Source organism: Ralstonia sp. 24A2 (assembly GCF_051783885.1).
GTDB lineage: Bacteria > Pseudomonadota > Gammaproteobacteria > Burkholderiales > Burkholderiaceae > Ralstonia.
The window spans coordinates 971,596-995,314 of the sequence record NZ_JBPVZD010000003.1 but is presented as its reverse complement, the minus strand read 5'-3'; the positions used below and the strand labels follow the sequence as shown (position 1 = coordinate 995,314).

At 63.8% G+C, this 23,719-nt stretch carries 20 protein-coding genes and 2 pseudogenes; 10 read left to right on the top strand and 12 right to left on the bottom strand.

From position 1 onward, the window contains the following. Positions 1-3: 3 nt before the first annotated feature. Positions 4-933 (bottom strand): hypothetical protein, encoded by a 930-nt coding sequence (locus ACS13N_RS21955; RefSeq protein ID WP_438933709.1) that lies wholly within the window; start codon positions 931-933, stop codon positions 4-6. Between the two features lie 388 nt (positions 934-1,321). On the opposite strand from ACS13N_RS21955, the gene ACS13N_RS21950 reads away from it, so the two are divergent. Together ACS13N_RS21950 and ACS13N_RS21945 are read left to right on the top strand one after the other, a co-directional pair. Next, positions 1,322-1,684, top strand: coding sequence for a RidA family protein (locus ACS13N_RS21950; protein ID WP_438933708.1), 363 nt, complete (start codon positions 1,322-1,324; stop codon positions 1,682-1,684). Positions 1,685-1,705: 21 nt separating this feature from the next. After that, complete coding sequence (locus ACS13N_RS21945) at positions 1,706-2,959, top strand: NAD(P)/FAD-dependent oxidoreductase (protein WP_438933707.1); 1,254 nt, start codon at positions 1,706-1,708, stop codon at positions 2,957-2,959. On the opposite strand, the pseudogene ACS13N_RS21940 reads toward ACS13N_RS21945, so the two are convergent. Beyond that, positions 2,956-3,123: pseudogene (locus ACS13N_RS21940) on the bottom strand (aldehyde dehydrogenase family protein); the annotation flags it as partial. The gene ACS13N_RS21945 and the pseudogene ACS13N_RS21940 sit on opposite strands and share 4 nt — an antisense overlap. 178 nt (positions 3,124-3,301) lie before the next feature. After that, positions 3,302-3,964 carry a glutathione S-transferase family protein gene (locus ACS13N_RS21935; RefSeq protein WP_438933706.1) on the bottom strand — a complete coding sequence of 221 codons (663 nt, stop codon included), beginning with the start codon at positions 3,962-3,964 and terminating at the stop codon, positions 3,302-3,304. 265 nt (positions 3,965-4,229) lie between these two features. Between ACS13N_RS21935 and ACS13N_RS21930 the strand changes: the two genes are divergently transcribed. Both ACS13N_RS21930 and ACS13N_RS21925 read left to right on the top strand, forming a co-directional pair. Further along, the gene (locus tag ACS13N_RS21930; RefSeq protein WP_438933705.1) at positions 4,230-5,597 is read left to right on the top strand and encodes a polyhydroxyalkanoate depolymerase; all 1,368 of its coding nucleotides are present in this window, start codon (positions 4,230-4,232) and stop codon (positions 5,595-5,597) included. A 100-nt stretch (positions 5,598-5,697) separates the two neighbouring features. Next, complete coding sequence (locus tag ACS13N_RS21925) at positions 5,698-6,897, top strand: hypothetical protein (protein ID WP_438933704.1); 1,200 nt, start codon at positions 5,698-5,700, stop codon at positions 6,895-6,897. On the opposite strand, the gene ACS13N_RS21920 is transcribed toward ACS13N_RS21925, so the two are convergent. The 7 genes and pseudogenes from ACS13N_RS21920 to ACS13N_RS21890 form a co-directional block, all read right to left on the bottom strand. After that, complete coding sequence (locus tag ACS13N_RS21920) at positions 6,828-8,303, bottom strand: M81 family metallopeptidase (RefSeq protein ID WP_438933703.1); 1,476 nt, start codon at positions 8,301-8,303, stop codon at positions 6,828-6,830. The two genes, ACS13N_RS21925 and ACS13N_RS21920, sit on opposite strands and share 70 nt — an antisense overlap. A gap of 13 nt (positions 8,304-8,316) precedes the next feature. Further along, on the bottom strand, positions 8,317-9,570 hold the full coding sequence (locus ACS13N_RS21915; protein WP_438933702.1) for a Zn-dependent hydrolase: 1,254 nt from the start codon (positions 9,568-9,570) through the stop codon (positions 8,317-8,319). 13 nt (positions 9,571-9,583) lie between these two features. Continuing rightward, positions 9,584-10,285, bottom strand: coding sequence for an ABC transporter ATP-binding protein (locus ACS13N_RS21910; protein WP_438934470.1), 702 nt, complete (start codon positions 10,283-10,285; stop codon positions 9,584-9,586). Between the two features lie 2 nt (positions 10,286-10,287). After that, positions 10,288-11,058 (bottom strand): ABC transporter ATP-binding protein, encoded by a 771-nt coding sequence (locus tag ACS13N_RS21905; RefSeq protein WP_438933701.1) that lies wholly within the window; start codon positions 11,056-11,058, stop codon positions 10,288-10,290. Then, positions 11,055-11,891 (bottom strand): branched-chain amino acid ABC transporter permease, encoded by an 837-nt coding sequence (locus tag ACS13N_RS21900; protein WP_438934469.1) that lies wholly within the window; start codon positions 11,889-11,891, stop codon positions 11,055-11,057. The genes ACS13N_RS21905 and ACS13N_RS21900 overlap by 4 nt, the downstream gene beginning before the upstream one ends. 135 nt (positions 11,892-12,026) lie before the next feature. Then, positions 12,027-12,881 (bottom strand): annotated as a pseudogene (locus ACS13N_RS21895) (branched-chain amino acid ABC transporter permease); the annotation flags it as partial. Between the two features lie 75 nt (positions 12,882-12,956). Further along, positions 12,957-14,156: an ABC transporter substrate-binding protein gene (locus tag ACS13N_RS21890; RefSeq protein WP_438933700.1), complete on the bottom strand. Its 1,200-nt coding sequence runs from the start codon at positions 14,154-14,156 to the stop codon at positions 12,957-12,959. A 354-nt stretch (positions 14,157-14,510) separates the two neighbouring features. Here ACS13N_RS21890 and ACS13N_RS21885 point away from each other — a divergent pair, with 354 nt between their 5' ends. After that, positions 14,511-15,350 (top strand): FadR/GntR family transcriptional regulator, encoded by an 840-nt coding sequence (locus ACS13N_RS21885; RefSeq protein ID WP_438933699.1) that lies wholly within the window; start codon positions 14,511-14,513, stop codon positions 15,348-15,350. Between the two features lie 4 nt (positions 15,351-15,354). Here ACS13N_RS21885 and cynS read toward each other — a convergent pair whose 3' ends face one another. After that, complete coding sequence (gene cynS, locus ACS13N_RS21880; protein WP_438933698.1) at positions 15,355-15,798, bottom strand: cyanase; 444 nt, start codon at positions 15,796-15,798, stop codon at positions 15,355-15,357. Between the two features lie 306 nt (positions 15,799-16,104). Between cynS and ACS13N_RS21875 the strand changes: the two genes are divergently transcribed. The 5 genes from ACS13N_RS21875 (at position 16,105) to ACS13N_RS21855 (ending at position 22,388) form a co-directional block, all read left to right on the top strand. After that, the gene (locus tag ACS13N_RS21875) at positions 16,105-17,484 is read left to right on the top strand and encodes a carbohydrate porin (protein WP_438933697.1); all 1,380 of its coding nucleotides are present in this window, start codon (positions 16,105-16,107) and stop codon (positions 17,482-17,484) included. Between the two features lie 31 nt (positions 17,485-17,515). Then, on the top strand, positions 17,516-18,523 hold the full coding sequence (gene xylF, locus ACS13N_RS21870) for a D-xylose ABC transporter substrate-binding protein (RefSeq protein WP_438933696.1): 1,008 nt from the start codon (positions 17,516-17,518) through the stop codon (positions 18,521-18,523). A 49-nt stretch (positions 18,524-18,572) separates the two neighbouring features. Then, positions 18,573-20,120, top strand: a complete 1,548-nt coding sequence (locus ACS13N_RS21865; RefSeq protein WP_438933695.1) for a xylose ABC transporter ATP-binding protein — start codon at positions 18,573-18,575, stop codon at positions 20,118-20,120. Between the two features lie 6 nt (positions 20,121-20,126). Continuing rightward, entirely contained in the window at positions 20,127-21,329 is a 1,203-nt protein-coding gene (locus tag ACS13N_RS21860; protein WP_438933694.1) for a sugar ABC transporter permease, read from the top strand. Positions 21,330-21,461: 132 nt separating this feature from the next. Then, positions 21,462-22,388, top strand: a complete 927-nt coding sequence (locus ACS13N_RS21855; protein ID WP_438933693.1) for an NAD-dependent epimerase/dehydratase family protein — start codon at positions 21,462-21,464, stop codon at positions 22,386-22,388. A gap of 58 nt (positions 22,389-22,446) precedes the next feature. Here the strand turns inward: ACS13N_RS21855 and ACS13N_RS21850 are convergent, their stop codons facing one another. Beyond that, positions 22,447-23,679 (bottom strand): hypothetical protein, encoded by a 1,233-nt coding sequence (locus tag ACS13N_RS21850; RefSeq protein WP_438933692.1) that lies wholly within the window; start codon positions 23,677-23,679, stop codon positions 22,447-22,449. Positions 23,680-23,719: the final 40 nt, after the last annotated feature.

Genomic DNA, 23,719 nt, shown 5'->3' with positions numbered 1-23,719 from the left:
AGGTCAGGCAATGCGGCGCAGGAAGCCCGCACCGGCAAACAGGCCTGCCAGCCAACTCAGCATCAGCGCTACGGTGACCCCTGCTTCAAGAAGCTCGGAGGTGTCACCAGGCACGCGCAGCGCCAGCGCAATCACCGCGGCCATCAACACACCCGCCGCGACAAGACTGACCAGCAGCGCACCCAGGCCTGAGGCAAGCGTGCGCACCAGCGGCGGGTGCACATGCGCCGGCGGACACAGCACCGCCATGCGCGCACGCACGTAGGCGGCGGTGCGCGTGCTGTCGGTGGCATCAGCGTGATGGCGCATCACCTGCATCCACGTTTGCGTATCCAGCACACCGGAACTCAGCTCCTGCGTCACGCGCCGCAACGCTGCGCGCTCGCGCGCGTGGTCGGTGGCATCAGTGGGGGTTTCGTTCGGGGCGGGCTTGTCGAATACCGCCGGCGCCGCGGCCGGGTCGTTCGCACGCACCTCGTGCCGGTATGTCACGCGCACGCGGCGTGAGCGGACGAGGTACGCCAGCGTCCCGATCGGCACCAGCACCTCCGCCGCCAGCAACAGCGTCATCGGCAGCCCCGCCGCCGCTCCTCCGGTCGCCTGCGCGGCCCACGCCTTGATCCCGCCGCTCATGGCCAGCGTGGCCACCAACTGCAGCAGGCAATAGCCCAGCCAGACCAACGGAAACCAGCGCACGCGCAAGAACGCCACGACCACCAGCCCCAGCGGAAAGACCAGCCCCACGAGCGCTGGCACGAGCCGGAACGAATCACCGCCTGCCTCGCCGAGCATGAGGATCATGCTCATTGTCAGCATGACAGCCAGCGCGGGCAGCGTGTTCAGCCACAACAACGTCACCAGCCAACCCCGCACGCCATACAGCCGATGCGCCTGCGCACGCGCTGCGGAGATTGCAATCCAACTTCCCTGCATGGAGTTCCCCCGTCCGGATCTGCAATGGTTTCAAGTGCCGTCCAGGCCGCAGTTTCCGGTTTTCCGGCGATTGTGTCATCGGGCAAAAAGCGGACGCTCCCCACAGCCGGGGGGAACTATTTAAATCTGCCTCACATATTCCACAAACCCAATACCAGCATAGCTTTCCGTCAGAATCAAGTTTGCTTAATTCAGATTTTCAATAATCTCACTGTTGTACTGGACCGGTCTTTCTCGACAAATACCCACGTGACCTGCTAGGCATGTCATCTGCACATAGGGGGCGGATTATTTTGCATAGGACAACCCTGCCGGCTGTACCGGACGCAACCCGGGCAGGCGCGCTACCATCGGCGTTCTTTTCTCCCGTCACCCTCCCGACCCCAACATGTCCGACATCCAACGCTTCCATACCAACGCCCGCATGAGCCAGATCGTGATCGCCAACGGCATCGTGCATCTGGCCGGCCAAGTGCCCGACGCCGCGTTCGACTTCAAGTCGGTGACCGAGCAGACCAACAACATCCTCGCGCGCATCGACACGCTGCTGGCTGAAGCCGGTGTCGACAAGACGCGCCTGATCTCCGCCAACATCTGGCTGACCGACGCCAAGCACTTTGCCGAGCTGAACGCCGCATGGGAAGCCTGGGTGCCGGCCGGCCACGCACCCACGCGTGCCTGCGTGCAATCGGGCCTGATGCGCCCGGGCATCGACGTGGAAATCGCCGTCACGGCCCTGGCCAAGGGCTAAAAGCAGAAGGCAAAACTCACCATGCGTTTTGACACCATCGTGCTGGGCGCCGGCATCGTCGGCGTGTCGGTGGCGGTGCACCTGCAGCAACGCGGGCGCGCCGTCGCCTTGGTTGATCGTCGGGCACCGGGCTTCGAGACGTCGTTCGGCAATGCCGGGCTGATCCAGCGCGAAGGCGTCTATCCGTACGCCTTCCCGCGTGACCTGCCGACGCTGCTGCGCTACGCAAGCAATACGTCGGCAGACGTGCATTACCACCTGGGTGATCTGCCCAGGCTGCTGCCTTTCCTGTGGCGCTACTGGCGCAACTCGCACCCGAACCGGCACGCAGCCATCGCGCGGGCCTATGCACCGCTCATCGCGCATAGCGTGACTGAGCATCGCGCGCTGGCAGAAGCTGCAGGCGCCACAGATCTGATCCGCCCGAGCGGTTGGATCAAGGTCTTCCGCAACGCGGCCACGCAGGACGAGGAAACCCGCACCGTCGAGCGCTGGCAGCGTGAATACGGCGTTGCCTTTGAGACGCTCGACCCCGCGCGCCTGCGCACGGTCGAGCCCCATCTGGACCCATCGCTGCTGGGCGGCCTGCGCTACACGGAAGCCGATTCCGTGAGCGACCCCAATGCGCTGGTGACGGCGTATGCGAAGTATTTCGAGCAGATCGGCGGCCAGCTGTTTGAAGGCGATGCGAACTCGCTCACCAGCAACGCGCCGTGGCTTGTGCGCAGCAAGGAAGGCGAACTGCGTGCGGACAACGTCGTCATCGCCATGGGCCCGTGGGCGGACGTGGTCACCTCACGCCTGGGCTACAGCCTGCCGCTGGCTGTCAAGCGCGGCTATCACATGCACTACGCCCCCGCGCCGGGCACGCAGTTGAACCACCCGGTGCTCGATGCCGATGGCGGCTACGTGCTGGCACCGATGGCACACGGCATTCGCCTGACCACGGGCGCGGAACTCGCACACCGCGATGCACCGAAGACGCCCGTGCAGTTGGAGGCTGTCGAGCCCGTCGCGCGCAATCTCTTCCCGCTGGCCGAGCGTGTGGATGCGGAACCCTGGATGGGCGCCCGCCCCTGCACGCCCGACATGCTACCGATCATCGGACAGGCGCCGCACCACCCGAGCATGTGGTTCGCGTTCGGCCACGCTCACCACGGTCTGACGTTGGGCCCGATCACCGGGCGCTTAATTGCGGAAATGATGACGGGCGAGACACCCGCGGTGGATGTACGCCCGTTCCGTGCACAGCGGTTCTGGGATTCGGCGCGTTAGTTCAGTCCGCCCTGGCACAGGTACTCGATCGAAAGATAGTCGTCGAGCCCGTACCTGGAGCCCTCAAGGCCGTAGCCTGATTCCATCACGCCACCGAACGGCGCCGCCTCGCTGGCGAGTGCGCCCTCGTTGATACCGATGATGCCCGCTTCCAGCGCGTGGCTTTCAGCGCAGAAACCCATCGGCTCGCGCGCCAAAGCGCCGGTACACGCCAGCCTGCATGTAGACGCGGTTCGGGCACACGCAGGTCTGGCCGGCTTTTCGCACCAGAAGGCGGGGCAGGCCGCGGCGCCCTATCTGACGTCGGTGAAACGCATTTTCGACACGCCCGGCAGGCCCACCCTAAAACTCCATATCCAACTCATCAATATCTTCCTTCTCCGCCTTTGCCCCGGCAATCCATTCGGCAACGTGCGGGTGCGCGAGCACGCGCATGCAGTACTCGGCGATGTCCGGGTCGAGCTTGACGTCGTAGGTCAGGAATCGCATGACGACTGGCGCATACATCGCGTCGGCCATGCTGATCTCGCCAAACAGCCAGGGGCCGCCGCCGTACTGGGCAAGGCATTCGCGCCAGATAAGCGTGATCCGCTCGATGTCGTGCTGCGCGCGCGACCAGATGCGGAAGTTCGGAAAATGTGCGCGCAAGTTCATCGGCAGTGCGGAGCGCAGTGCGCTGAAGCCCGAATGCATCTCGCCGCAGATCGCGCGGCAATGTGCGCGGGCATGCCGGTCGGCGGGCAGCAGTTTGGCCTGGGGCAAGAGTTCGTTGAGGTATTCAGCGATCGCCAGCACGTCCCACACCTTGCGGCCCTCGTGCGTGAGGCACGGCACCAGAATCGACGGCGACAGCAGCAGCAATTCCGCACGCGATGAGGCGTCGATCGGCACGCTCACCGTCTCGAACGCCAGGCCGCTCAGTCTCGCAAGCAGCCAACCGCGCATCGACCACGACGAGTAATTGCGGCTGCTGATGGTGAGCGTGGTCTGGTTGGCGGATTTCATATCGGTCCCCGGTTGTCGCGTTTCCAATCCGGTGCATGGTCGGCGCCAAGCACCTTGCCGGTGCGCTGTCTGCACTCCTGCGCTGCAAGGGCGCAGGCCGCGCCGCGCCCGGCGTGAATGCCGCGCAAAGCCTGTGCCAGTCATCACCAGCACGCATGCGGTTTCCCGCCCACCGGCGCCTGAGTTGGCACACGTATTGCCTGCTTCGCTCGACCTGCTTTCACGTCCGTTCGCGTGCATTCACGTGTCCTGCGACGCAATCGCCATGAACCTGCTCGCGTATCCCCTCTACCAGTGGCTCTCCGAATGCCTGCGGCCTGCGCGGGCGTGGGCCTCGTTCTCGCGGTTGGCGATGGCGCAGTGGTCACCCTCGACCGAGCACCCGACTGGCCGCGCCATCGATGCTTGGCTCGAACTGCTGGAATGCAGCGCGATCACGCACCGCCGCCCGTCGTTCGGCATCGACAGCGTTGAGGTCGACGGCCAAGCGGTGCCAGTGGTGGAAGACACCGCGATGCAAACGCCGTTCGGCACCCTGGTGCATTTCCGCAAGGCCACGCCCACGCGGCAACCGCGTGTGCTGGTTGCCGCGCCTTTGTCCGGCCACTTCGCCACGCTGCTGCGCGGCACGCTGCGCACGATGCTGGCCGATCACGACGTGTATGTGACGGACTGGCATAACGCGCGCGACATTCCCGTTTCCGCCGGGCGCTTCGGCTTTGATGAATACGTCGGCCACCTGATCGACTTCATCCGCCACATCGGCCCGGACGCACACGTGCTGGCCATCTGCCAGCCAACCGTGGCCGCGCTGTCGGCGGTCTCGCTCATGGCCGCCGACAACGACCCCGCGCAGCCGGCCAGCCTCACGCTCATGGCCGGCCCCATCGATTGCCGCGTGGAGCCAACCGCAGTCAACGAATTGGCCAACAGCAAGCCGATCGAATGGTTCGAGAAGAACCTGATCGGCGTCGTGCCGCCCGGCTTTGTGGGCGAGCAGCGCCGCGTGTATCCGGGCTTCGTGCAGTTGAGTGCGTTCATGTCGATGAATTCGGATCGCCACGTGCAGTCGTTTGAAGAGATGTACTACCAGCGCGCCAAGGGCGACCCTGCCAAGGCAGACACCATCCGCGCCTTCTACGACGAGTACCTCGCCACGTGCGACCTCACTGCCGAGTTCTATCTGGAAACGGTCGAGAAGGTGTTTCAGCAATACGCACTGCCGCGCGGCGAGCTGATGGTCGGCGGACGGCTGGTTGAGCCGGCAGCAATCCATCGCACCGCGCTGCTGACGGTCGAAGGCGAGAAGGACGACATCTGTGCAGTCGGGCAAACCGTGGCCGCGCAAGACCTGTGCTCGGGGCTGCCGGCGTATCTGAAGACGCACCATGTGCAGGCCGGTGTGGGGCACTACGGGGTGTTCAACGGCAGCAAATGGGAAAAGCAGATCTACCCGATTGTGCGCGCCACCATCCACGACAACGAACCCCTTAACGCCAACACCAGCGCAACCACCACCGGTGGCGAAGCAGACAACGCCCACCGCGTCACGCTGTGGGCGCTGCTCAATGCACAAACGTCGAGCCAGACCGTCACGCGCGGGCGCTCACGCAAGATGGCAGTCGTGCACTGACCCCGGGGTCCGTGTCAGCGAGGCGTAATTTAGACGGGCGAGTATCGAGCCACGGGCGGGTCATTCTCCATCGATGTCGGTCGATTCACGGAGGGTTGCGATGAACACTCACACCACGGAGTCCCAACGCGCTTCGGGCCTGTTGCATCCGGGCGGCAACCCCATCCGCCTCAATACGGGCGACTTCGTTGCCATCGATCGCCGCCAGGATGCCAAGTACGAGGCCACCTATCGCCCGCAGGCGCTGTACAGCCGCGCCGACGAAGGCTTTGCCGCCAACAACGAAGCCTTTCTGCTGCATGAGGTCGCCACCAACCGGCCGATCTACCTGGAAGACACGGGCCCGACCGATTTCCACACGCATCTGCCGCCGGGCGCCTTTCAGTTCGTGCTGGTCACATCGGGCGTGTTTACGTTCGACTACGATGGCCGGCTGCATTACGTCGGCCCCGGCTCGGTGATCCTGCAAAGCGCGATCGTGCATCGGCAGCTTTTCTACACGTGGTCGGGGCTGTCTACGGAAGACAACCTGAGCACGCCGCAAACCGTGGTGCCCGACGCGCTATCCATGGGTTGCTCGGGCAAGTTTCTGGAAGCTTTCATCACCGATCCGACCACGTTTCCCAACCCGACGATTGTGCCGTCGGCACTGATCAACGAAGCCGAAACGCCGCGCATCGCCTGGAGCCATCCGGTGCATGATCGGCCGGCAGGCGCAGGCTTCTGGGTGCAAGACCCGCTGGAGTTGCATGCGCTCTACAGGCCGTTGGCCGGCGATTCCATCCGATCGCCCGAACCAGTGTACGTGCGCGACACCGGCATCGAAGCACCAAGCGGCCAGCTTGTGACGGGGCACCTCATCGCCACTGACCCGCACGGTGAATCGAGCCTGCCCAAGAGCCAGGCGGGTGCAGTGGACGCGGCTTCCTTTTCGAAGGGCGAGGTGGTCATCTACCGTGTCATTCGAGGCGCGGCCACATTCAAGGACGGCGCTGGCAAGCTGTTTGAACTGACCGCCGGCGACGTGGTGACGGCGGGCCAGCATTCGGTCGCGCTCGTCGGCATGGACGAAGACACGCAGATTCTCCGGCTCGGCCTGCTGAAGAACATCGAACAGCTGCGTAGCTGGACGCGCGCGCAATGCGAAGAGATCGATGGTTTGGCGGGCCGCATCATTACCAGGACCGAGACGCGCCCGCAGCGGACCGAGGGGAAGCCGGTCGGGTATCTCTACGAAGCAGTCGCGGCATCCAACGGAAACACCGGCCGCTTGAGCGTGGCAAACGGAAACCGGCTGTAGTCCGAACTCGTCACGCCACCGCCGTCGCACTCGACCACCGCCTTGGCAATCGGCACGAATACGGGCCGGCAATACATGCGCGACTTCAGCAGCACAAAGCGTGCGGCATGCGGGTCCACGCCGATGTGCGTGAAGATGCCGAGATCCCAATGCTCCTGCGGCGTCTCGGTCACCACCACCTGCGCCGCGCCGATGTCGAGCAACGCGGTGCGGCCCATGCGGATGCGCTGGCCGGTGTAGGTCGGGCCGGTGATGGTGTATTCGCCGTCGCTGATGGCCGCGACTTTGCCCTGCAATGCACGAGATACCGGATACACGCCCAACTGCACGAGCGGCACCTTGTCGCCTACGGGCAGCGTGACGGTGGCGCCCATGCCCGCCTCGATCATCGCGGCGACGGCTTCGGGATCGCACACCGGCCCGACAGCGATGCCGGTCAAACCCTGCTTCAACGCTTCGTGCAGGACGTGCATGTCATCACAGGTGCCGCCGGACATGCAGTTGTCGCCGTGGTCGAGCAGCAGCACGGGGCCGTTGCCGGGGCCATCTGCCAACTCAGCTGCGCGTGCGATCGATTCGGCCAGCGGTTCGGAGCGGTAGACGAAGCCTTCGCGATCGGCCCAGATGGCTTCCGCAATGCGCTGTGCGGCGGCGTCTGCGGCTTGTGCATCGCCGTTGCCCACCACGACGACGGAGAGGCATGGTGCAGCAATATCGGCCAACCCGAAGCCCGCGAGGATCGACACGGCCAGCATGCCCTCCTTCTCGGCTTGTTTGGCCAACGCCACAGCGCGATGCATCGCCCCTTCATCCGTGCGGCTGCGCAGCGTGTGCGTGACGATCGGCACGCGCCGCCAAGTGAGCACCGGGTTCGCGCGGCCGGCCAGCTTGTCGAACAGCAGGCGCCCCGCGTGCTCACCCGTCTCGTACATGTCGACGTGCGGATACGTCTTGAAGCTCACGGCAATGTCCGCCAGGTCGATGAACTTCTGCGTGAGGTTGCCGTGCAGGTCCAGCGCGACGGTAATCGGCACATCGGGCACCACCGCGCGCAGGCGTTCGAGCAGATCGCCTTCGCCGTCGTCGCTGTTCTCGGCGACCATCGCGCCGTGCAGGTCGAGCATCAGTGCATCGCACCCCGGCGCGGCCGCAACGATGGCGTCGCACAGCGCGGTATAGGCCTCGGCGGCCACGCGCCCGCTTGGGTTGGCCCCGGCGATGACGGGCACGACAATCTCCGCACCCGCCGCTTCCGCCAGATCGATGAAGGCACCGGCCGCTGTGCGCGTGCCCTTGGCGGCGCGGTAGGCGTCGGCACCATAGCGCGGATGGAACGATGCCAGTGGCGTCGGCACCGGTGAGAACGTGTTGGTCTCGTGATTGAAGCGGGCGATCAGGATGCGCATGGGGGGGTGTCGGTTATGAGCGGCCAGCCGCCTGCAGCATGGCGTGCAGCAGCACGTTGCAGCCGGCTTCCAGATGTTCGGGGCGGGCGTCTTCGATCTCGTTGTGACTGATGCCGTCCTTGCATGGCACGAAGATCATGGCGGTGGGTGCAACGCGGGCGAGGTAGACCGCGTCGTGGCCTGCGCCGCTGATCACGTCCATCTCCGACAGGCCGAGCTGCCGCGCGCCGTTGCGCACCGCGTCCACCAATGTCGCGTCGAACGGTTGCGGCGGGAAGTACACGACCTGCTTGAGTGCGATGTCGATGCCGCTGCGCGTGCGTAATTCGGCAACGGCGGCATGCAACGCGGCGTCCATCTCGGAGAGCACGGCATCGTCCGCTGCACGCAAGTCGATCGTCATCGACACGCGGCCGGGAATCACGTTGCGCGAATCCGGATGCACGCTGAGGCAGCCCACGGTGGCACGTGCGTGCGGCGGCCGCTTCAGCGCGATGCGGTTGGCAATGCCGACGAGCTCCGCAGCGGGCAGCAAAGCATCGCGGCGCAGTTCCATGGGCGTGGGCCCGGCGTGCGCCTCCATGCCGGTCAGGACCACGTCGTACCAGCGCTGGCCGAGCGCGCCGGTCACCACACCAATCGTCGTGGCGTGCGCCTCCAGCACCGGTCCTTGCTCGATATGCGCTTCGAAATACGCGCCCACCTGCCGGCCGCCCACTGCCTCGGCGCCCGCATAGCCGATGCTGAGCAGCGCTTCGCCCACGGTCACGCCGTCACGGTCCTGCGCGGCCAGCACGGCGTCCAGCGCGAACTCGCCGATGAAGGCGCCGGAGCCCATCATCACCGGCACAAAGCGCGAGCCCTCTTCATTGGTCCACACGGCCACTTCGATGGGGGCTTCGGTTTCGATGCCCGCGTCGTTGAGCGTGCGCACGACCTCGATGCCCGCGAACACGCCGTAGTTGCCGTCGAACTTGCCGCCGGTGGGCTGCGTGTCGATGTGGCTGCCGGTCATCACGGGCGGCAGTGCGTTGTTGCGGCCGGGGCGGCGAGCGAAGACGTTGCCGATGGCGTCCACGCGCACGGTGCAGCCGGCGGCTTCGGCCTGCGCGACAAAGAAGTCGCGGCCCTGGCGGTCGAGATCGGTGAGCGCCAAACGGCGCACGCCGCCCTTGGGCGTGGCGCCAATGCAGGCCTGCTGCATGAGCGTGTCCCACAGGCGCGTGCCGTTGATGCGCAAGGTGGTGTCGAGATGGGTAGTCGTCATGATGGTGTGCGGTTCAAGCGGCCAGGCCGACGCCGAGATAGCGATCCTTGATGGCGTCGTCGGCGCGGAATTCTTCATTGCTGCCGGTGTAGACCACGCGGCCCTGTTCGATGATCACATGGCGGTCGGCCAGTTGCGTGCAGACCTCCAGGTTCTGCTCCACCAGCAAGATAGACACGCCCGCCTGCTTGATCACCTTCAACTGCGCGACGATCTCTTCGACGATGACGGGCGCCAGTCCCTCCACCGGTTCGTCGAGCATCAACAGGCGCGGGTGGTTCATCAGTGCACGGCCGATGGCCAGCATCTGCTGCTCGCCGCCGGAGAGGTTCGCGCCACCGTTGCGCCGCCGTTCATGCAAACGCGGAAAGATGCGATAGATGTCCGCCAGCTGCCACGGCGAATCGCGCCGCGCGCCGAGCTTCAGGTTCTCCTCCACCGTCAGCAGCTTGAAGATGCCGCGGTGCTCCGGCACCAGACACAGACCCTGCGCGGCAATGCGATGCGCGGGCTGCCCAGCGATGTCCTTGCCGCGAAAGCGGACGTGCCCGCGCGGTGCGACCACACCGGCAATCGCTTTGAGCGTGGTCGACTTGCCCGCGCCATTGCGACCGAGCAACGTCACCAACTCGCCCTCGCCCACCGATAGCGCCATGCCTTGCAGCACGTGGCTCTTGCCGTAGTAGCCGTGGAGGTCTTCAACATCGAGGATCATCGTCACTTCTTGCCTCCCGTGATCATGTTGCCCAGGTAGGCGGCGCGCACGCGCGGGTCTGCGCGCACGGCATCGGGCGTGCCCTCCATCAGCACCTTGCCCTGCTGCATGACGGTGATGGTGTCGGAGATGTCCATGACGATGTCCATGTTGTGCTCGATCAGCACGACGGTGTGGTCGTGCGCCAGGCCACGGATAAGCGCCTTCATGGCGGGCAGGTCGTCCACGCCCATGCCGGAGGTCGGCTCGTCGAGGAAGATCGCGCGCGGGTTGGCGGCCAATGCCATCCCCACTTCCAGTCGGCGCTGCTGGCCGTGCGAGAGCGCGGCAGCCGGCGTGTCGGCCAAGCGCGGCAATTCCAACCGATCGAGCACGCGGTCGACCGTATCCGTGCAGGCCAGATCGCCCTGTGGCAATCGCCAGCCGTGCATGGCGCGGCGCGGTGTGGTGCCTAGCGCGGCCAGCCGCACGTTCTCGCGCACAGAGAGACTAAGGAACAGGCTCGTCACCTGGAACGACCGCGCAATGCCGCGCTGCACGCGCTGGTAATCCGCTTCACGCGTCACGTCATGGCCATCAAAGACGATGGTGCCGCTGGTGATCATGCGCGTGCCCGTGAGCATGTGGAACAGCGTGGTCTTTCCCGCACCGTTGGGGCCGATGACGGAATGCACCGTGCCCGGCATCACGCGCAGATCCACGCCGCCCAGGGCAGTGAATTTGCCGTACTGCTTGACGATGCCCGTGGCTTGCAGGATGGGCGTGGTACTCATGCGCGTTCCTCCCGAACAGCAGACGAATTGCGCGGTGAGCGCACGCGTTGCCACAGCTTCTGCCCGAGGCCAAACAGGCCGCGCTGCATGAACAGGCTCACCGCAATCAGCAGGAAGCCCAGCAGCATCAACCAGCGCGGCCACAGGCTGGAGAGCCAATCCGACAGCAGCACATAGAACGCCGCGCCCAGGACCGACGCAAACACGTTGCCCGTGCCGCCGATGACAGTCATTACCAGGATCATCTCGCTGACGTGGTAGTCGATGTTCGCCAGCGGCGCGATGCCCGTGAGCATGGCGTGCAGGCCGCCTGCCAACCCCGTGACCGCACCCGAGATGACGAACGCCAGCAGCTTGAATGCCTTGACGTTGTAGCCGACGGCGAGCGCGCGTTCTTCGTTGTCGCGAATCGCCAGCAGCGTGCGACCGAACACCGATTCCGTCACGCGCTGCACGAGGAAGAACACGATGAGGAACAGCACCGCCACGAATGCGTAGTACGTCCACGGCGACCCCGCAAACGCGGGGCGCGGAATGTCGAGCAACCCGTTGTCCCCGCCCGTGAGCGACGGCGTGGTGTAGGCCAGGAAATAAAACATCTGCGAGAAGGCCAGCGTGAGCATGACGAAGTACGTGCCGCGCTGGCGGATGGCGAACCACCCCACCGCTGCGGCCACGATCGCGCCGACCACCACCGCCAACCCGATCGCCACCGGCATCGGCAATGACAACTGCGTCAGGCCCACGCCCACCGCATAGCTACCCAACCCGAAGAAGATGCCCTGCCCGAACGAGAGCAGCCCCGTGTAGCCAAGCAGCAGGTTGCAGGCCATCACGGCCATGGCGTAGACCAGTACCTCGGTTGCCAGCGTGCCGGAGGTCAGTACCAGCGGCAGCAGCAGCGTCACACCCAGCGACAGCCACCAGAAACGGTAGCGCGAAAATCCATGCAGTGCGGCTAGCATCATCCCCTCCCCCAGCAGGCCGTGCGGGCGCAGCAGCAACACCGCTGCCATCGCCACGTAGATCATCAGCCGCGCACCCTCGGGCCACAGCGTGCTCATCAGGCTCTGCACGATGCCTACCAGCAGACCGCCGACCAGCGCCCCCGCAAAGCTGCCCATGCCGCCCACCACCACCACGACGAACGCGATACCGAGTGCCTCCACACCCATGAACGGTTCCGCACCACGGATGGGCGCAGCCAGCACACCGGCCACCGCCGCCGTGGCAGCACCCAGCGCAAACATCAGGCTGAACAAGCGGAACACGTTGATGCCGAGGAGCGACACCATCTCGGTCGATTCACTGCCCGCCCGCACCGCGCTGCCGAGCCGCGTGCCCTCGAGCAGCCACCACAAGCCCATCGCCAGCACGGCGGTAAAACCGATCACGAACAGCCGGTACTTGGGATAGACGAAATCACCCCACATCACCACGCCCTGCAGCGCGTCGGGCGGCGGCACATCCACGCCCAGCGGCCCCCACGCCACGATGATGAGTTCCTGCACGGCCAGCGCCAGCCCCACGGTGATGAGGATGTGAAACTCATGCGCCTGCGCATACACATGGCGCAGCAGCACCTTCTCCGTCACCCACGCCAGCGCGCCGATGACGATGGGCGCGAGCACCAGCGCCATCCAGAAGTTCATGCCCAGTTGCAGGGCCTGAAAACAGAGATACGCACCCAGCGCATAGAACGCGCCGTGGGCGAAATTGACGAAGCGCAACAGCCCGAAGATGATCGACAGCCCTACCGCCAGCAGGAAGTAGAGCATGCCGATCCCCACGCCGTTGACGACCTGGAGCAGGTAGACGTTCATTGCGTTGACGGAAATTGCATGCAGGAAGACAGGCGCCCGCAACTCATGTGGAGCGCGGGCGAGCGGTGACTCAGATCAGGCCAGCTTGCACTGCGTCTGTTCGACCGGCAGGAACGCCTTGCCGACCGACACCACCTCGGCAAAATCGTCCTTGTCCTTCATGCGGCTCTTGGGCTTGCCCTTGAGCAGGTAGTAGTTCTTGAGCACCTGGTGGTCGGCCGCGCGAATCTCTTCGGGGCCGGTCAGGCCGTCGTACTTCATGCCCTGCAGCGCGGCAATCACGGCCTTCGGGTCGGCACTGCCCGCCTTGGCCATCGCGTCGAGCAGGATCTTCGTGCATGTGTACGAACCCGCCAGGCTGTAGTTCGGGTTGGCCTTGAACGCCGCTTGCGTGCGCTTCACCAGATCACGGTTGGCGGGCGTGTCCACGTCGTGCCAGTACTGCGCGCCGAAGTACACGCCGTCGCACAGATCCGCGCCCAGCGATTCGAACTGCTCCAGCCCCGACGCCCACGCCACCAGGATCGTCGTGTTCTTCTTCATGCCAAAGCTCACCGCCTGGCGCAGCGTGTCGGACGATTGCGAACCGAAGTTCAGGATCAGCAGCACGTCGGGCTTGGCGGCCATCGCGTTGGTCAGATAGCCGCTGAACTCCTTCTCGGTGAGCGCGTGGTAGCTGTTGCCCACGTGTTCGATACCCTTTTCCTTGAAGATGTTCTTGGCCGCCGAGAGCAGCCCGTCGCCAAACACGTACTGCGGCGTGATGGTGTACCAGCGTTTGGCCTTGGGCATCGATTCGATCAGCGGGCGCACGGTGCGCTCGATGGCGCCATAGGTCGGCACCGACCAGCGGAACGTCGCGCGGTTGCAGTCCTTGCCGGTAATTTCATCGGCGCCGGCGGTGGTGATGAACACGCCGCCGAACTTCTCCGCCTCCTTGCCCATCGCCAGCGATTCGGAGGAGAGAATGCCGCCCGCAAAGTAGCGCGCGTTCTTCTGCTGCGCGAGTTCCTGCACCTTGCGCACCGCCGTGGCGGGCTTGCCTTCGGTGTCGAGCACGCTGTACGCCAGCGGCCGGCCGAGCACCTTGCCGTACTGCTCCACGGCCAGCTTCATGCCCATGTCCGCAAATTTGCCGTTGGCGGCAAACGCCCCGGACATTGGCACCGGGCAGCCCAGCTCGATGACATCGGCAGCAAACGCAGAACGGGCCTGCAGCACCGACGCAGGCACGGCGGACAGCGCCGCCAGTTTGAGCAAGTCTCGACGATTCAAAGCGCACTCCTTGGGGTTCGTGTGAGTACAGAACAAGCGCCTGGAGCCACCTGTGGCGGCTTCCTCCTAGCCCTACCGGCGAGGTTTTCGCCGACTGTCACGTCGAGCAAGAACCAGACCAGTTTCTTATATTTGTTATGATAAATAGGCGAAATCATCATAGAAGCCGCGTCCGCGCCGCGTCAACGGCGAAGCCGTCGGTGTTTACGCCAAGGTGTGTGCGGCGGAAGTGCCGGGCGACGATGCGGAAATGCGGTGCGTGCGCACGCTCGAAGGGCATGCATGCACCACGTCGGTCATGCCGAGCGGCACGACCCCGCAGTTAGAATGCGCGCAACTCAGGAACGGACATCCATGGCCACACTCGGAGCAGGCAAGACAGCGTCGATCGGCATCCGCAAGCAAAAGCGCGCCGACCTCGTTGCCGAAGAACTCAAGCGGCTGATCACGCAGCGCAACCTCAAGCCCGGCGACAAACTCCCGCAGGAGATCAAGCTGCAGGAGACCTTTGGCGTGAGCAAAGGCACCATCCGCGAGGCGCTCAAATCATTGGAAGTGCAAGGGCTGGTAAGCGTGAGCACGGGGCCGGCCGGCGGCGGCACCATCGTCGAGGTGCCGCTGGACCGCACGTTCCAGCTCATGCAGAACTACTTGTTCTTCAAAGACATCGGCATTGCGGACGTCTATACCGTGCGCCGCCTGCTTGAGCCTGAGCTGGCCGCCGGTGCCGTGCCGCATCTGACGGAAGACGACTTCCACGCGCTTGAGCACACAATCGACCTGTGCGACCCGGCTTCTGCCAAAGCTGTTGCGCCACTGGATCAACGTCAGGAAGACCTGAGCTTTCACGACATCCTCGCTGCTGCCAACCCCAACCCGATGCTGCGGTTCTGCTGCGAGCTGATCAACGAAATGCTGCGGCAGTTGGTGGTGTTCGGCAACGAGACCTCACCCAAAGACCACGCCAAGTTCGGTGCGTCCACCGTCAAGTTCCATCGGCAGATTTACGAGGCCGCGCGTGCGCGCGATGCCGAGCGCGTGCGCGAACTCATGGCCTCGCACATGGAAGACTGCACGCACCACGTCACGCGCATGAACGGCCGCGTGCATGGCCGCCTGGTGCTGGATTCGGAGATGCCACGCCGCGGCCGTCCGCTCATCGACGAGCACGACGACGGCAGCGAAGACGCGTGAGCACTCAGTAGGTCTTGTACGGCAGAAACTTGCCGCTCATCACGATGCACACCCGATCGCCCTTGGGGTCGGGCTCACGCTTGAGATCCATGTTGAAGTCGATCGCACTCATGATGCCGTCGCCAAACTCTTCGTGGATCAGCGCCTTGAAGGTCGTGCCGTACACGCTGATGAGTTCGTAGAAGCGATAGATCAGCGGGTCGGTCGGCACGGCAGTGGGTAGCGAGCCTTTGTAAGGCGGCACCTGCAGTAATGCGATCGCCTCTTCCGGCAAATCCAACGCCACACCCACGGCATTCGCCTGCGCTTCGGTCAACGTCATCTGACCGAGCAGTGCGGCGGTGCTCCACTCCTTGCTGTGGCCGATCACCTCGGCCAGTTGCGCCCACGTCAGCTGTTTCTTGATCTTCTGCAGGACGATCAGGTCGGTCACATCTTCGCGTTGCATGTGCGGCTCCTCGGGTTGGATGACAAAGAGAAAGGTGCGCGCAACATGAGCAAGGTCGATGCCATGCACAAAGCGCCGCGCCCATGGCGGCACTTGCCTGTTCGGCTGCGACTTCCGCATTGCAACATCCACCCCACCGCCTTTTCAACACGTTGCAGATTGGCCCCGGACTAGGGCAAACCCCGAGATTGACAGCGCTGTCAATTGTGGCCATTCTTGCGTCCGTCAGCCCGCTACACATTGAGAACAGAACGCTGACACCGCTGTCATGCAAGGCAGACGGGACCAAATATCAGGAGACAGTCCATGGAGCTCGAACCCCGCTTCGATGCCTCACCGAGGCCCTTGAAGCCCGCGCGCCGGTCGGCGGCGCATCATCAATCCCGTAGCAAGCGCCTGGGCGCATCGGCCATCGCTGCCGCCGTATTGGCGCTCGGCACAGCCAGCGCCCACGCCTACGACGTCACCACCAGCCCCTATCTGCTGGGCGACTGGGGCGGCCTGCGTACCCGCCTGGCCGACCAGGGTGTGACGTTCAACCTCGGCTACGGCAGCGAACTCGCGCACAACTTCAGCGGCGGCACCGAGCACCTCACGCGTTATACGGACCAGTGGGTCATGGGCACCACGCTGGACATGCAGAAGCTCACGGGCTGGCAAGGCGCTACCTTCCAGGCCACTGTCACCGACCGCAACGGCCGCAACCTCGGCAGCGATGCGAACATCGGCAACAACATGCTGATCCAGGAAGTCTATGGCCGCGGCCAGACCTGGCACCTGACGCAGTTCTGGCTGAACCAGAAGCTGCTCAACGATCGCCTGGAAATCAAAGCCGGGCGCGTCACGGTGGGCGAAGACTTCTTCTCGTTCTCGTGCGACTTCCAGAACCTGACCTTCTGCGGCTCGCAGCCGGGCAACCTGGTGGGCAGCTACTGGGTCAACTGGCCGACCAGCCAGTGGGGCGCACGCGCCAAGGTGCACACCTCGGCCGAGACCTACGCGCAGATCGGCATCTACCAGGTCAACCCGAACTACGTGGATGACAGCTGGGCCCGCCGCAACGGCTGGAAGCTCAACAACCCGGGCGGTACCACCGGCGCGCTGATCCCGCTGGAGTTCGGTTGGCTGCCCAACATCGAAGGCCGTCCGGGTTCGTACAAGGCAGGCGTCTGGTACAACACGTCCAACGGCAAAGATCTGTACGAAGACGTGAACGGCAACCCGCGCGGCATCACCGGCCTGGACGCACGCCAGCGCAGCGGCCAATATGGCGCCTACCTGAACCTGCAGCAGCAAGTGACCGGCACGGCCGGCGGACGCGGCGCCACGGTGTTCCTGAACTTCTCGCAGGCAGACCGCAACACCGCGCAGACCGATCACCAACTCTCGGTGGGTGTGCAGTACAAGGGGCCGTTTGATCGCCTGTCCGACACCATCGGCTTTGCCGTGGGTGCAACACACAACAACGGCCGCTTTGCCGATTTCGTCCGCCAGAACAATGCCCGCACCGGCTCGAACGCTGTCGTGGGTGACGGCTACGAATACGTGAGCGAGCTGTACTACAGCTACTCACCTGTGCCCTCTGTGTACTTCCGTCCTAATCTGCAGTACATCCTGCATCCGGGCGGCACCACGCAGAACAAGAACGCGTTCGTGATCGGCCTGAAGACCGGCATCACGTTCTAAGAACACCCTTACGCACAACAGGAGACCTCTCATGATTTCCCGCGTACTGAACACCATTGCCGCTGCGGCGGTCCTGAGCTTTGCCGCAACGTCGGCCTACGCCAGCAAGGAAGCCCCGGTGATCGGCTTCTCGATCGACGACCTGCGCGTCGAACGCTGGACGCACGATCGCGACTACTTTGTCGAATCGGCCAAGAAGCTGGGCGCGACCGTCAACGTGCAATCGGCCAATGCCAACGAAGCCAAGCAGATCGCCCAGATCGAAAACCTGATCGCGCAGAACGTCGACGTGCTCGTGATCGTGCCGTTCAACTCGAAGGTGCTGGGCAACGCCATTGCCAGCGCCAAGAAGAAGGGCATCAAGGTCGTGTCGTATGACCGCCTGATCCTCAATGCCGACATCGACGGCTACGTGACCTTCGACAACGTGAAGGTGGGCGAGATGCAGGCGCAGGGCGTGGTTAAGCTTGCGCCCAAAGGCAACTACTTCCTGCTGGGTGGCGCCTCGACTGACAACAACGCCCGTCTGTTGCGCGACGGCCAGATGAAGGTGCTCAAGCCGCTGGTCGACAAGGGCGACATCAAAATCGTTGGCGAGCAGTGGACGCCGGAATGGGATCCTTCCAAGGCGCAGAGCATCATTGAAAACGCGCTGACCGCGAACAACAACAATATCCAGGGCATCGTCGCGTCCAACGACGGTACGGCGGGTGGTGCGATCCAGGCGCTGACCGGCCAGAAGCTGGCGGGCAAGGTGCCGGTGTCGGGTCAGGATGCCGACCTGGCGGGCGTGCGCCGCGTGGCCGAAGGCACGCAAGCCATGACGGTGTACAAGCCGATCAAGGTGATTGCCGCTAACGCCGCCGAGATGGCCGTTGACCTGGTCAAGGGCACCGCGCCCAAGTTCAACACCAAGCTCAACAACGGCAAGAAGGACGTCGACACCGTGCTCCTGACGCCGACCGTGCTGACCAAGGACACGCTGGACACCGTCATCAAGGACGGCTTCTATACGCACCAGCAGATCTTCGGCAAGTAAGCCGTCGATGCAGTCGTCAGTCGTCAGTCGTAGTGAGTAGGAGGACGCCATGAGCAGCAACGGCACCCTGTTCGAGATGCGCAACATCGTGAAGTCGTTCTCCGGTGTGCGCGCGCTCGACGGCGTGAGCCTGGCAGTCAAGCCAGGCGAATGCGTCGGTTTGTGCGGGGAGAACGGCGCCGGAAAATCCACCCTCATGAAGGTGCTGTCGGGGATCTACCCCTACGGCACCTTCGAGGGCGAGATCGAATGGGAAGGCACACCGCTGCGCGCGCATTCCGTGCGCGACAGCGAGCACGCAGGCGTCGTCATCATCCATCAGGAACTGATGCTGGTGCAGCAGCTCTCCATCACGGAGAACATCTTCCTCGGCAACGAGATCACCAAGCCGGGAGGCCGCATGGACTACGACACCATGCATGCCAAGGCCGAACAACTTCTCGCACGCCTGCGACTGACCGACGTGAACGTGGCCGCGCCCGTAAGCAACTACGGCAGCGGCCACCAGCAACTCTTTGAGATTGCCAAGGCGCTGGCCAAGAACGCACGCCTCTTGATCCTGGACGAGCCGACGTCGTCGCTCAGTGCCAAGGAAATCGAGGTGCTGCTGTCCATCATTGAAGACCTCAAGCGCAGCGGCGTGGCGTGCGTCTACATCTCGCACAAGCTCGATGAGGTCAAGCGCGTGTGCGACACCGTCACCGTCATCCGCGACGGCAAGCACATCGGCACACGCCCCGCCGCCGACATGAGCGTCGACAACATCATCACGATGATGGTCGGCCGCGAGATGACCTCGCTCTTCCCCAAGGTGGAGCACACCGTGGGCGACGTCGTGCTGGAAGCCCACAACGTCACCTGCTGGGACGTCAGCAACCCCAACCGCAAGCGCGCCGATAACGTGAGCTTCGCCGTGCGCCGAGGAGAGATCCTCGGTATTGCCGGCCTGGTCGGTGCGGGGCGCACGGAGATGGTGTCCGCTCTGTTTGGTGCCTACCCCGGCCGCTCCAGCGCGGAGATCACCATGGAGGGCAAACCCATCAAGGTCGGTTCGCCCGCAGATGCCATCGCCAACGGTATCTGCCTGGTGCCCGAAGACCGCAAGCGCCACGGCATCGTGCCGCTCATGGGCGTGGGTGAAAACATCACGCTCGCCACGCTGGCGCAGTACGCACGTGGCGTGCGCGTGGACAAGGGCGCCGAACTCATCACGGTCGACCGCGAAATCAAGCGCCTGCGCATCAAGACCGCCAGCCCAGCGCTGTCGATCGCCAGCTTGTCGGGCGGCAACCAGCAGAAGGCCGTGGTCACGAAGATGGTGCTGGCCGCGCCGAAGGTGCTGATCCTCGACGAGCCCACACGCGGCGTCGATGTCGGCTCCAAGTACGACATCTATAAGATGATTGCCGACCTGGCCGCCAGCGGCGTGGCGATCATCATGGTCTCGTCCGAAATGCCGGAGATCCTGGGCATGAGCGATCGTGTCCTGGTCATGGGCGAGGGCCAGGTGCGCGGCGATTTCGTCAATCAAGGCCTGACCCAGGAGCGCATCCTGGCTGCAGCAATCAATGCCGAACCGCAGCCCCAGGCTGCCTGAATTGCCATGTCGAATATCCTGCATTCCCAACTCACGCGCCAGAACGGCAGCAGCGGCGGCCCACGTCTGGACGGCCGCGCCATCCAGCAACTGTTCGTGCGCTACAAAGTGCTGGCGCTGCTGCTGGCCGTCGCGCTCATCTGGATCTTCTTCTACTTCCAGACCAACGGCACCTTCCTCAAGCCCAACAGCATCTCCAACCTGTTCCTGCAAATGTCGGTGACGGGCATGCTGGCCTGCGGGATGGTGTTCGTCATCATCGCCGGGGAGATCGACCTATCAGTCGGCTCGCTGCTCGGCCTGCTCGGCGGGCTGGTCGCCATCTTGACCGTCAATCTCGGGTGGAACACGTGGCTGGCTGTGGGCACGGTGCTCGTGGTGGGCGCGGCCATTGGTGCGTTCAATGGATTCATCACCACCAAGCTGCGCGTACCCTCGTTCATCGTCGGGCTGGGTGGCATGCTGGCGTTCCGCGGCGTGCTGCAGTGGAGCACCGACAGCGTGACCATTGCACCAGTGCCCGATGACCTCGTCAACATCGCGCAGAGCTTCGTGCCGGCATGGCTGGCGTGGTCGCTTGCGGCCGTCATCGTCGCCATGTCGGTCGTGCTGACCGTGCGTCGCCGCAGCGAGCGTGCCCGCCTGCAACTCGCAGTCCCGCCAATGTGGGCCGATGGCCTCAAACTGCTGGCCATCGCGGCGGCATCGTTCGGTTTTGTCACCGTGCTCAACCAGGCCAACGGCGTGCCGCTGCCGGTGCTGATCCTGTTGATCCTGCTGGCGATGTTCTCGTACGTGGCCACGCAAACCGTGTTCGGCCGCCACGTCTATGCGGTGGGCGGCAACATGGAAGCCACGCGCCTGTCCGGTGTGAACGTGGGCCGAGTCAAGCTGCTGGTGTTCGTGCTGATGGGTCTGATGTGCGCCTTTGCGGGCATCATCACCACGGCGCGTTCGGCGGCGGGCTCGCCCTCGGCCGGTGTGGGCGGCGAGCTCGATGCCATCTCCGCCTGCTTCATCGGCGGTACGTCGATGCGCGGCGGCTCGGGCACGGTGTATGGCGCGCTCATCGGTGCACTCGTCATGGCCAGCCTCGACAACGGCATGCAGCAGATGAATGTCGACGCCTCGTGGCAAATGATCGTCAAGGGCGTCGTGCTGGTGCTGGCGGTGTGGATTGACGTGCTGTCGGGCTCCAATCGTGGCTGACGGCGGCTGACACCAGAGCACCCTCGGGCTCAGCCGAGAGCCCAATCCAATGACCTGAAAAGACACGGCGGCGTGCTCAGCGCCAGCCGCCGGTCGCCCCTTCTTTCCTCATCCCGAACGGAATCCGACATCGTGGCTGACTACCAAAATCCCGCTCGCATTCTCGTCACCGGCGTCGCCGGCAACCTGGGCCGCAAGGTCGTCGAGGCGCTGGCCTCCACCCCGTGGTGCACATCCATCATCGGCGTCGACTGGGTCCAGCAGAACGTTGCGTTTTCTCCGCAGGCGGCCGAGCGCTTCCGCTGGGTCGTCGCAGACCTCACGCAAGCCGACGGCGCGTGGGCTGAACTGCTCAACAACGTCGATGCAATCATCCACCTGGCCGCCATCCATTCCACACCCGATGCGACGTGGGAGCAGGCATTGGCCTCTTACGGCATGACGCTCAACGTGCTGGAGGCGGCTGCCACGCGTGGCGTACGGCGCTTCGTGTTTGCCTCGTCCAACCATGCGATGGGCGCGTACAAGGACCAGCCGCTGGCCGGCACCATCGGCCCCGGCCAGCTCACCGCCGAGTTGGCTCCGGCACCCGGCACTCGCTGGAATAACGGCATCGAAGACGTCTACTCGCTCGCCTACGGCACGTCCAAGGCCATGGGCGAACGGCTTTGCAAGGCAGTGGGGGCCGTATCGGCAGCAGCAGGCGGCAAGCTATCAATCGTGTCGCTGCGCATCGGCTGGGCACTGCCAGATGAAAACGACCCGAACGACATCAACTACTCCGGCACCGCCGATACGCCCGTGCCCACCGAAGTGCCCGATGAAGCCAGCCGCATTGCGCTGCGCTGGTTCCGCAACATGTGGCTGTCGAATGCCGATCTGCGACGGCTGTTCCTGCGCTCCGTTATGGCGGACCCCGCTGGCTGGCCGGCACCGGCCATCGTCGTGAACGGCGTATCGAACAACCGCGGGATGGACTGGGGTCTTGAGACCGGCCGCAAGCTGATCGGCTATGACCCGCAGGATGATTTGTACGCGTTAATCAAAAACACGCGGTAGCCCAGATAAAAAAAGCCCGGCATGGTAGCCGGGCTTTTTTTTGTCAAGCGCAGAAAGATCAGGCGGCGCGAACGGGCCTCAGATTATCTTCGTGGCCGATCTCTTCTTCGGCCTGCTCGCTATCGGTATTGGGCTTGCGTACCTTGTCCAGCAACAACGTGATCGCGGACGCCAGTGCAATCCCGCCAATCAGCGACAACAGGGCTAGAACCAAGGCACCTGGGCCAGAACGGGTGTCCGGCAATGTAGGGCCCGACACGAATCGCGCTTCCGAAATGTGCTTGGTACGCATCTGCTCAGCGACCAGCATGATCTGGTTGTAGACCTCACGCGTCTTGTCGTCCTGAAGATTCTTGCCCTTGAAGACGTCCTGGCCGATCTTCACGAACTCAGCCAGCAAGCCATTGCCGGTTTGCACCTGTCGGCTACGCTGATCAATCCGTTCATAAAACTCGTTGCGCAGTGCATTCTGGTCGGCATCGCGCTCCAGCAACGTCAACTGCGACTTCAGGTTGGCGATCTCGGTCTCGATCCCGACGAGCTGCGCGACGGGAGACAGGTAGCGTGAGGAATCATTGTCGTTGCCCGTCGAGAGCAACTGGCGCGCTTCCATCTTGGACGCCTCGGGATACTTGCCTGCGATGGCGCGCGCCGCGTCAAGTCGGGCAGCGGCTTGCGCCAAAGCCAATCGCTTTTGGATGATCTGGTTGTCGATCTGCTGTTTCTTCGCCTTGGTTTCACCGACTTTAGTGTCAATCGCATCCAGCAGATCTTCGTTCAGCATGGTGTCCTTGACGAAATCACCCAGCAGTTGAACACGCGCCTGGGCATTTTCCGGTGACTGAGCCTTGAACGAAATCGAGAAACCTAGGATGCCAACAGCCTCAAGCGCAGCCTTTGCGTCAGTGATGTAACGCAAATCGTCCTTGGACAAGGGTTGTACCGCTTGGAGGTGCGCCTGCACAAAGCGCTCGCTCAGCGCCCCAAGCAGATAGCGACCGTTTACGTCGTCAAGCTTCTTGTTCGCTTCAAGGTAACGACGCAGCGTCTCACCATCCCAGAAGGCTGCCTTTTGCGCGTTGAATTCCGCAAATTTACGCGGTGCGCGTAAAAAACCTTCACTGGAATATTGACGACCCACCCAGAAGGAAAGCGCAAAAAACAGCACAAAAAAAACGGCGGCAAGCAAAATGATCCGTCGACGCAATTCCCAGCAGCGCAGCATCAAGTCTTTCAAATCAAAACCCAAAAGATCATCGTCCCGATACGCCGCCGCATTATCATTCTTCATCACTTCTTTCCGTCCTGAAAAACTGCCAATCATTTGCAAA

Coding starts and splice junctions, on each gene's coding strand:
- ACS13N_RS21920 (WP_438933703.1), bottom strand. CDS start 8,303: ATGCGCATCCTGATCGCCCGCTTCAATCACGAGACCAACACGTTCTCA.
- cynS (WP_438933698.1), bottom strand. CDS start 15,798: ATGCAACGCGAAGATGTGACCGACCTGATCGTCCTGCAGAAGATCAAG.
- ACS13N_RS21950 (WP_438933708.1), top strand. CDS start 1,322: ATGTCCGACATCCAACGCTTCCATACCAACGCCCGCATGAGCCAGATC.
- ACS13N_RS21900 (WP_438934469.1), bottom strand. CDS start 11,891: ATGGCCTGCAACCTGCTGCTTGGCTACACGGGGCTGCTCTCGTTCGGG.
- ACS13N_RS21945 (WP_438933707.1), top strand. CDS start 1,706: ATGCGTTTTGACACCATCGTGCTGGGCGCCGGCATCGTCGGCGTGTCG.
- ACS13N_RS21905 (WP_438933701.1), bottom strand. CDS start 11,058: ATGAGTACCACGCCCATCCTGCAAGCCACGGGCATCGTCAAGCAGTAC.
- ACS13N_RS21925 (WP_438933704.1), top strand. CDS start 5,698: ATGAACACTCACACCACGGAGTCCCAACGCGCTTCGGGCCTGTTGCAT.
- ACS13N_RS21850 (WP_438933692.1), bottom strand. CDS start 23,679: ATGAAGAATGATAATGCGGCGGCGTATCGGGACGATGATCTTTTGGGT.
- ACS13N_RS21935 (WP_438933706.1), bottom strand. CDS start 3,964: ATGAAATCCGCCAACCAGACCACGCTCACCATCAGCAGCCGCAATTAC.
- ACS13N_RS21860 (WP_438933694.1), top strand. CDS start 20,127: ATGTCGAATATCCTGCATTCCCAACTCACGCGCCAGAACGGCAGCAGC.
- ACS13N_RS21885 (WP_438933699.1), top strand. CDS start 14,511: ATGGCCACACTCGGAGCAGGCAAGACAGCGTCGATCGGCATCCGCAAG.
- ACS13N_RS21910 (WP_438934470.1), bottom strand. CDS start 10,285: ATGATCCTCGATGTTGAAGACCTCCACGGCTACTACGGCAAGAGCCAC.
- xylF (WP_438933696.1), top strand. CDS start 17,516: ATGATTTCCCGCGTACTGAACACCATTGCCGCTGCGGCGGTCCTGAGC.
- ACS13N_RS21915 (WP_438933702.1), bottom strand. CDS start 9,570: ATGACGACTACCCATCTCGACACCACCTTGCGCATCAACGGCACGCGC.
- ACS13N_RS21955 (WP_438933709.1), bottom strand. CDS start 933: ATGCAGGGAAGTTGGATTGCAATCTCCGCAGCGCGTGCGCAGGCGCAT.
- ACS13N_RS21930 (WP_438933705.1), top strand. CDS start 4,230: ATGAACCTGCTCGCGTATCCCCTCTACCAGTGGCTCTCCGAATGCCTG.
- ACS13N_RS21865 (WP_438933695.1), top strand. CDS start 18,573: ATGAGCAGCAACGGCACCCTGTTCGAGATGCGCAACATCGTGAAGTCG.
- ACS13N_RS21875 (WP_438933697.1), top strand. CDS start 16,105: ATGGAGCTCGAACCCCGCTTCGATGCCTCACCGAGGCCCTTGAAGCCC.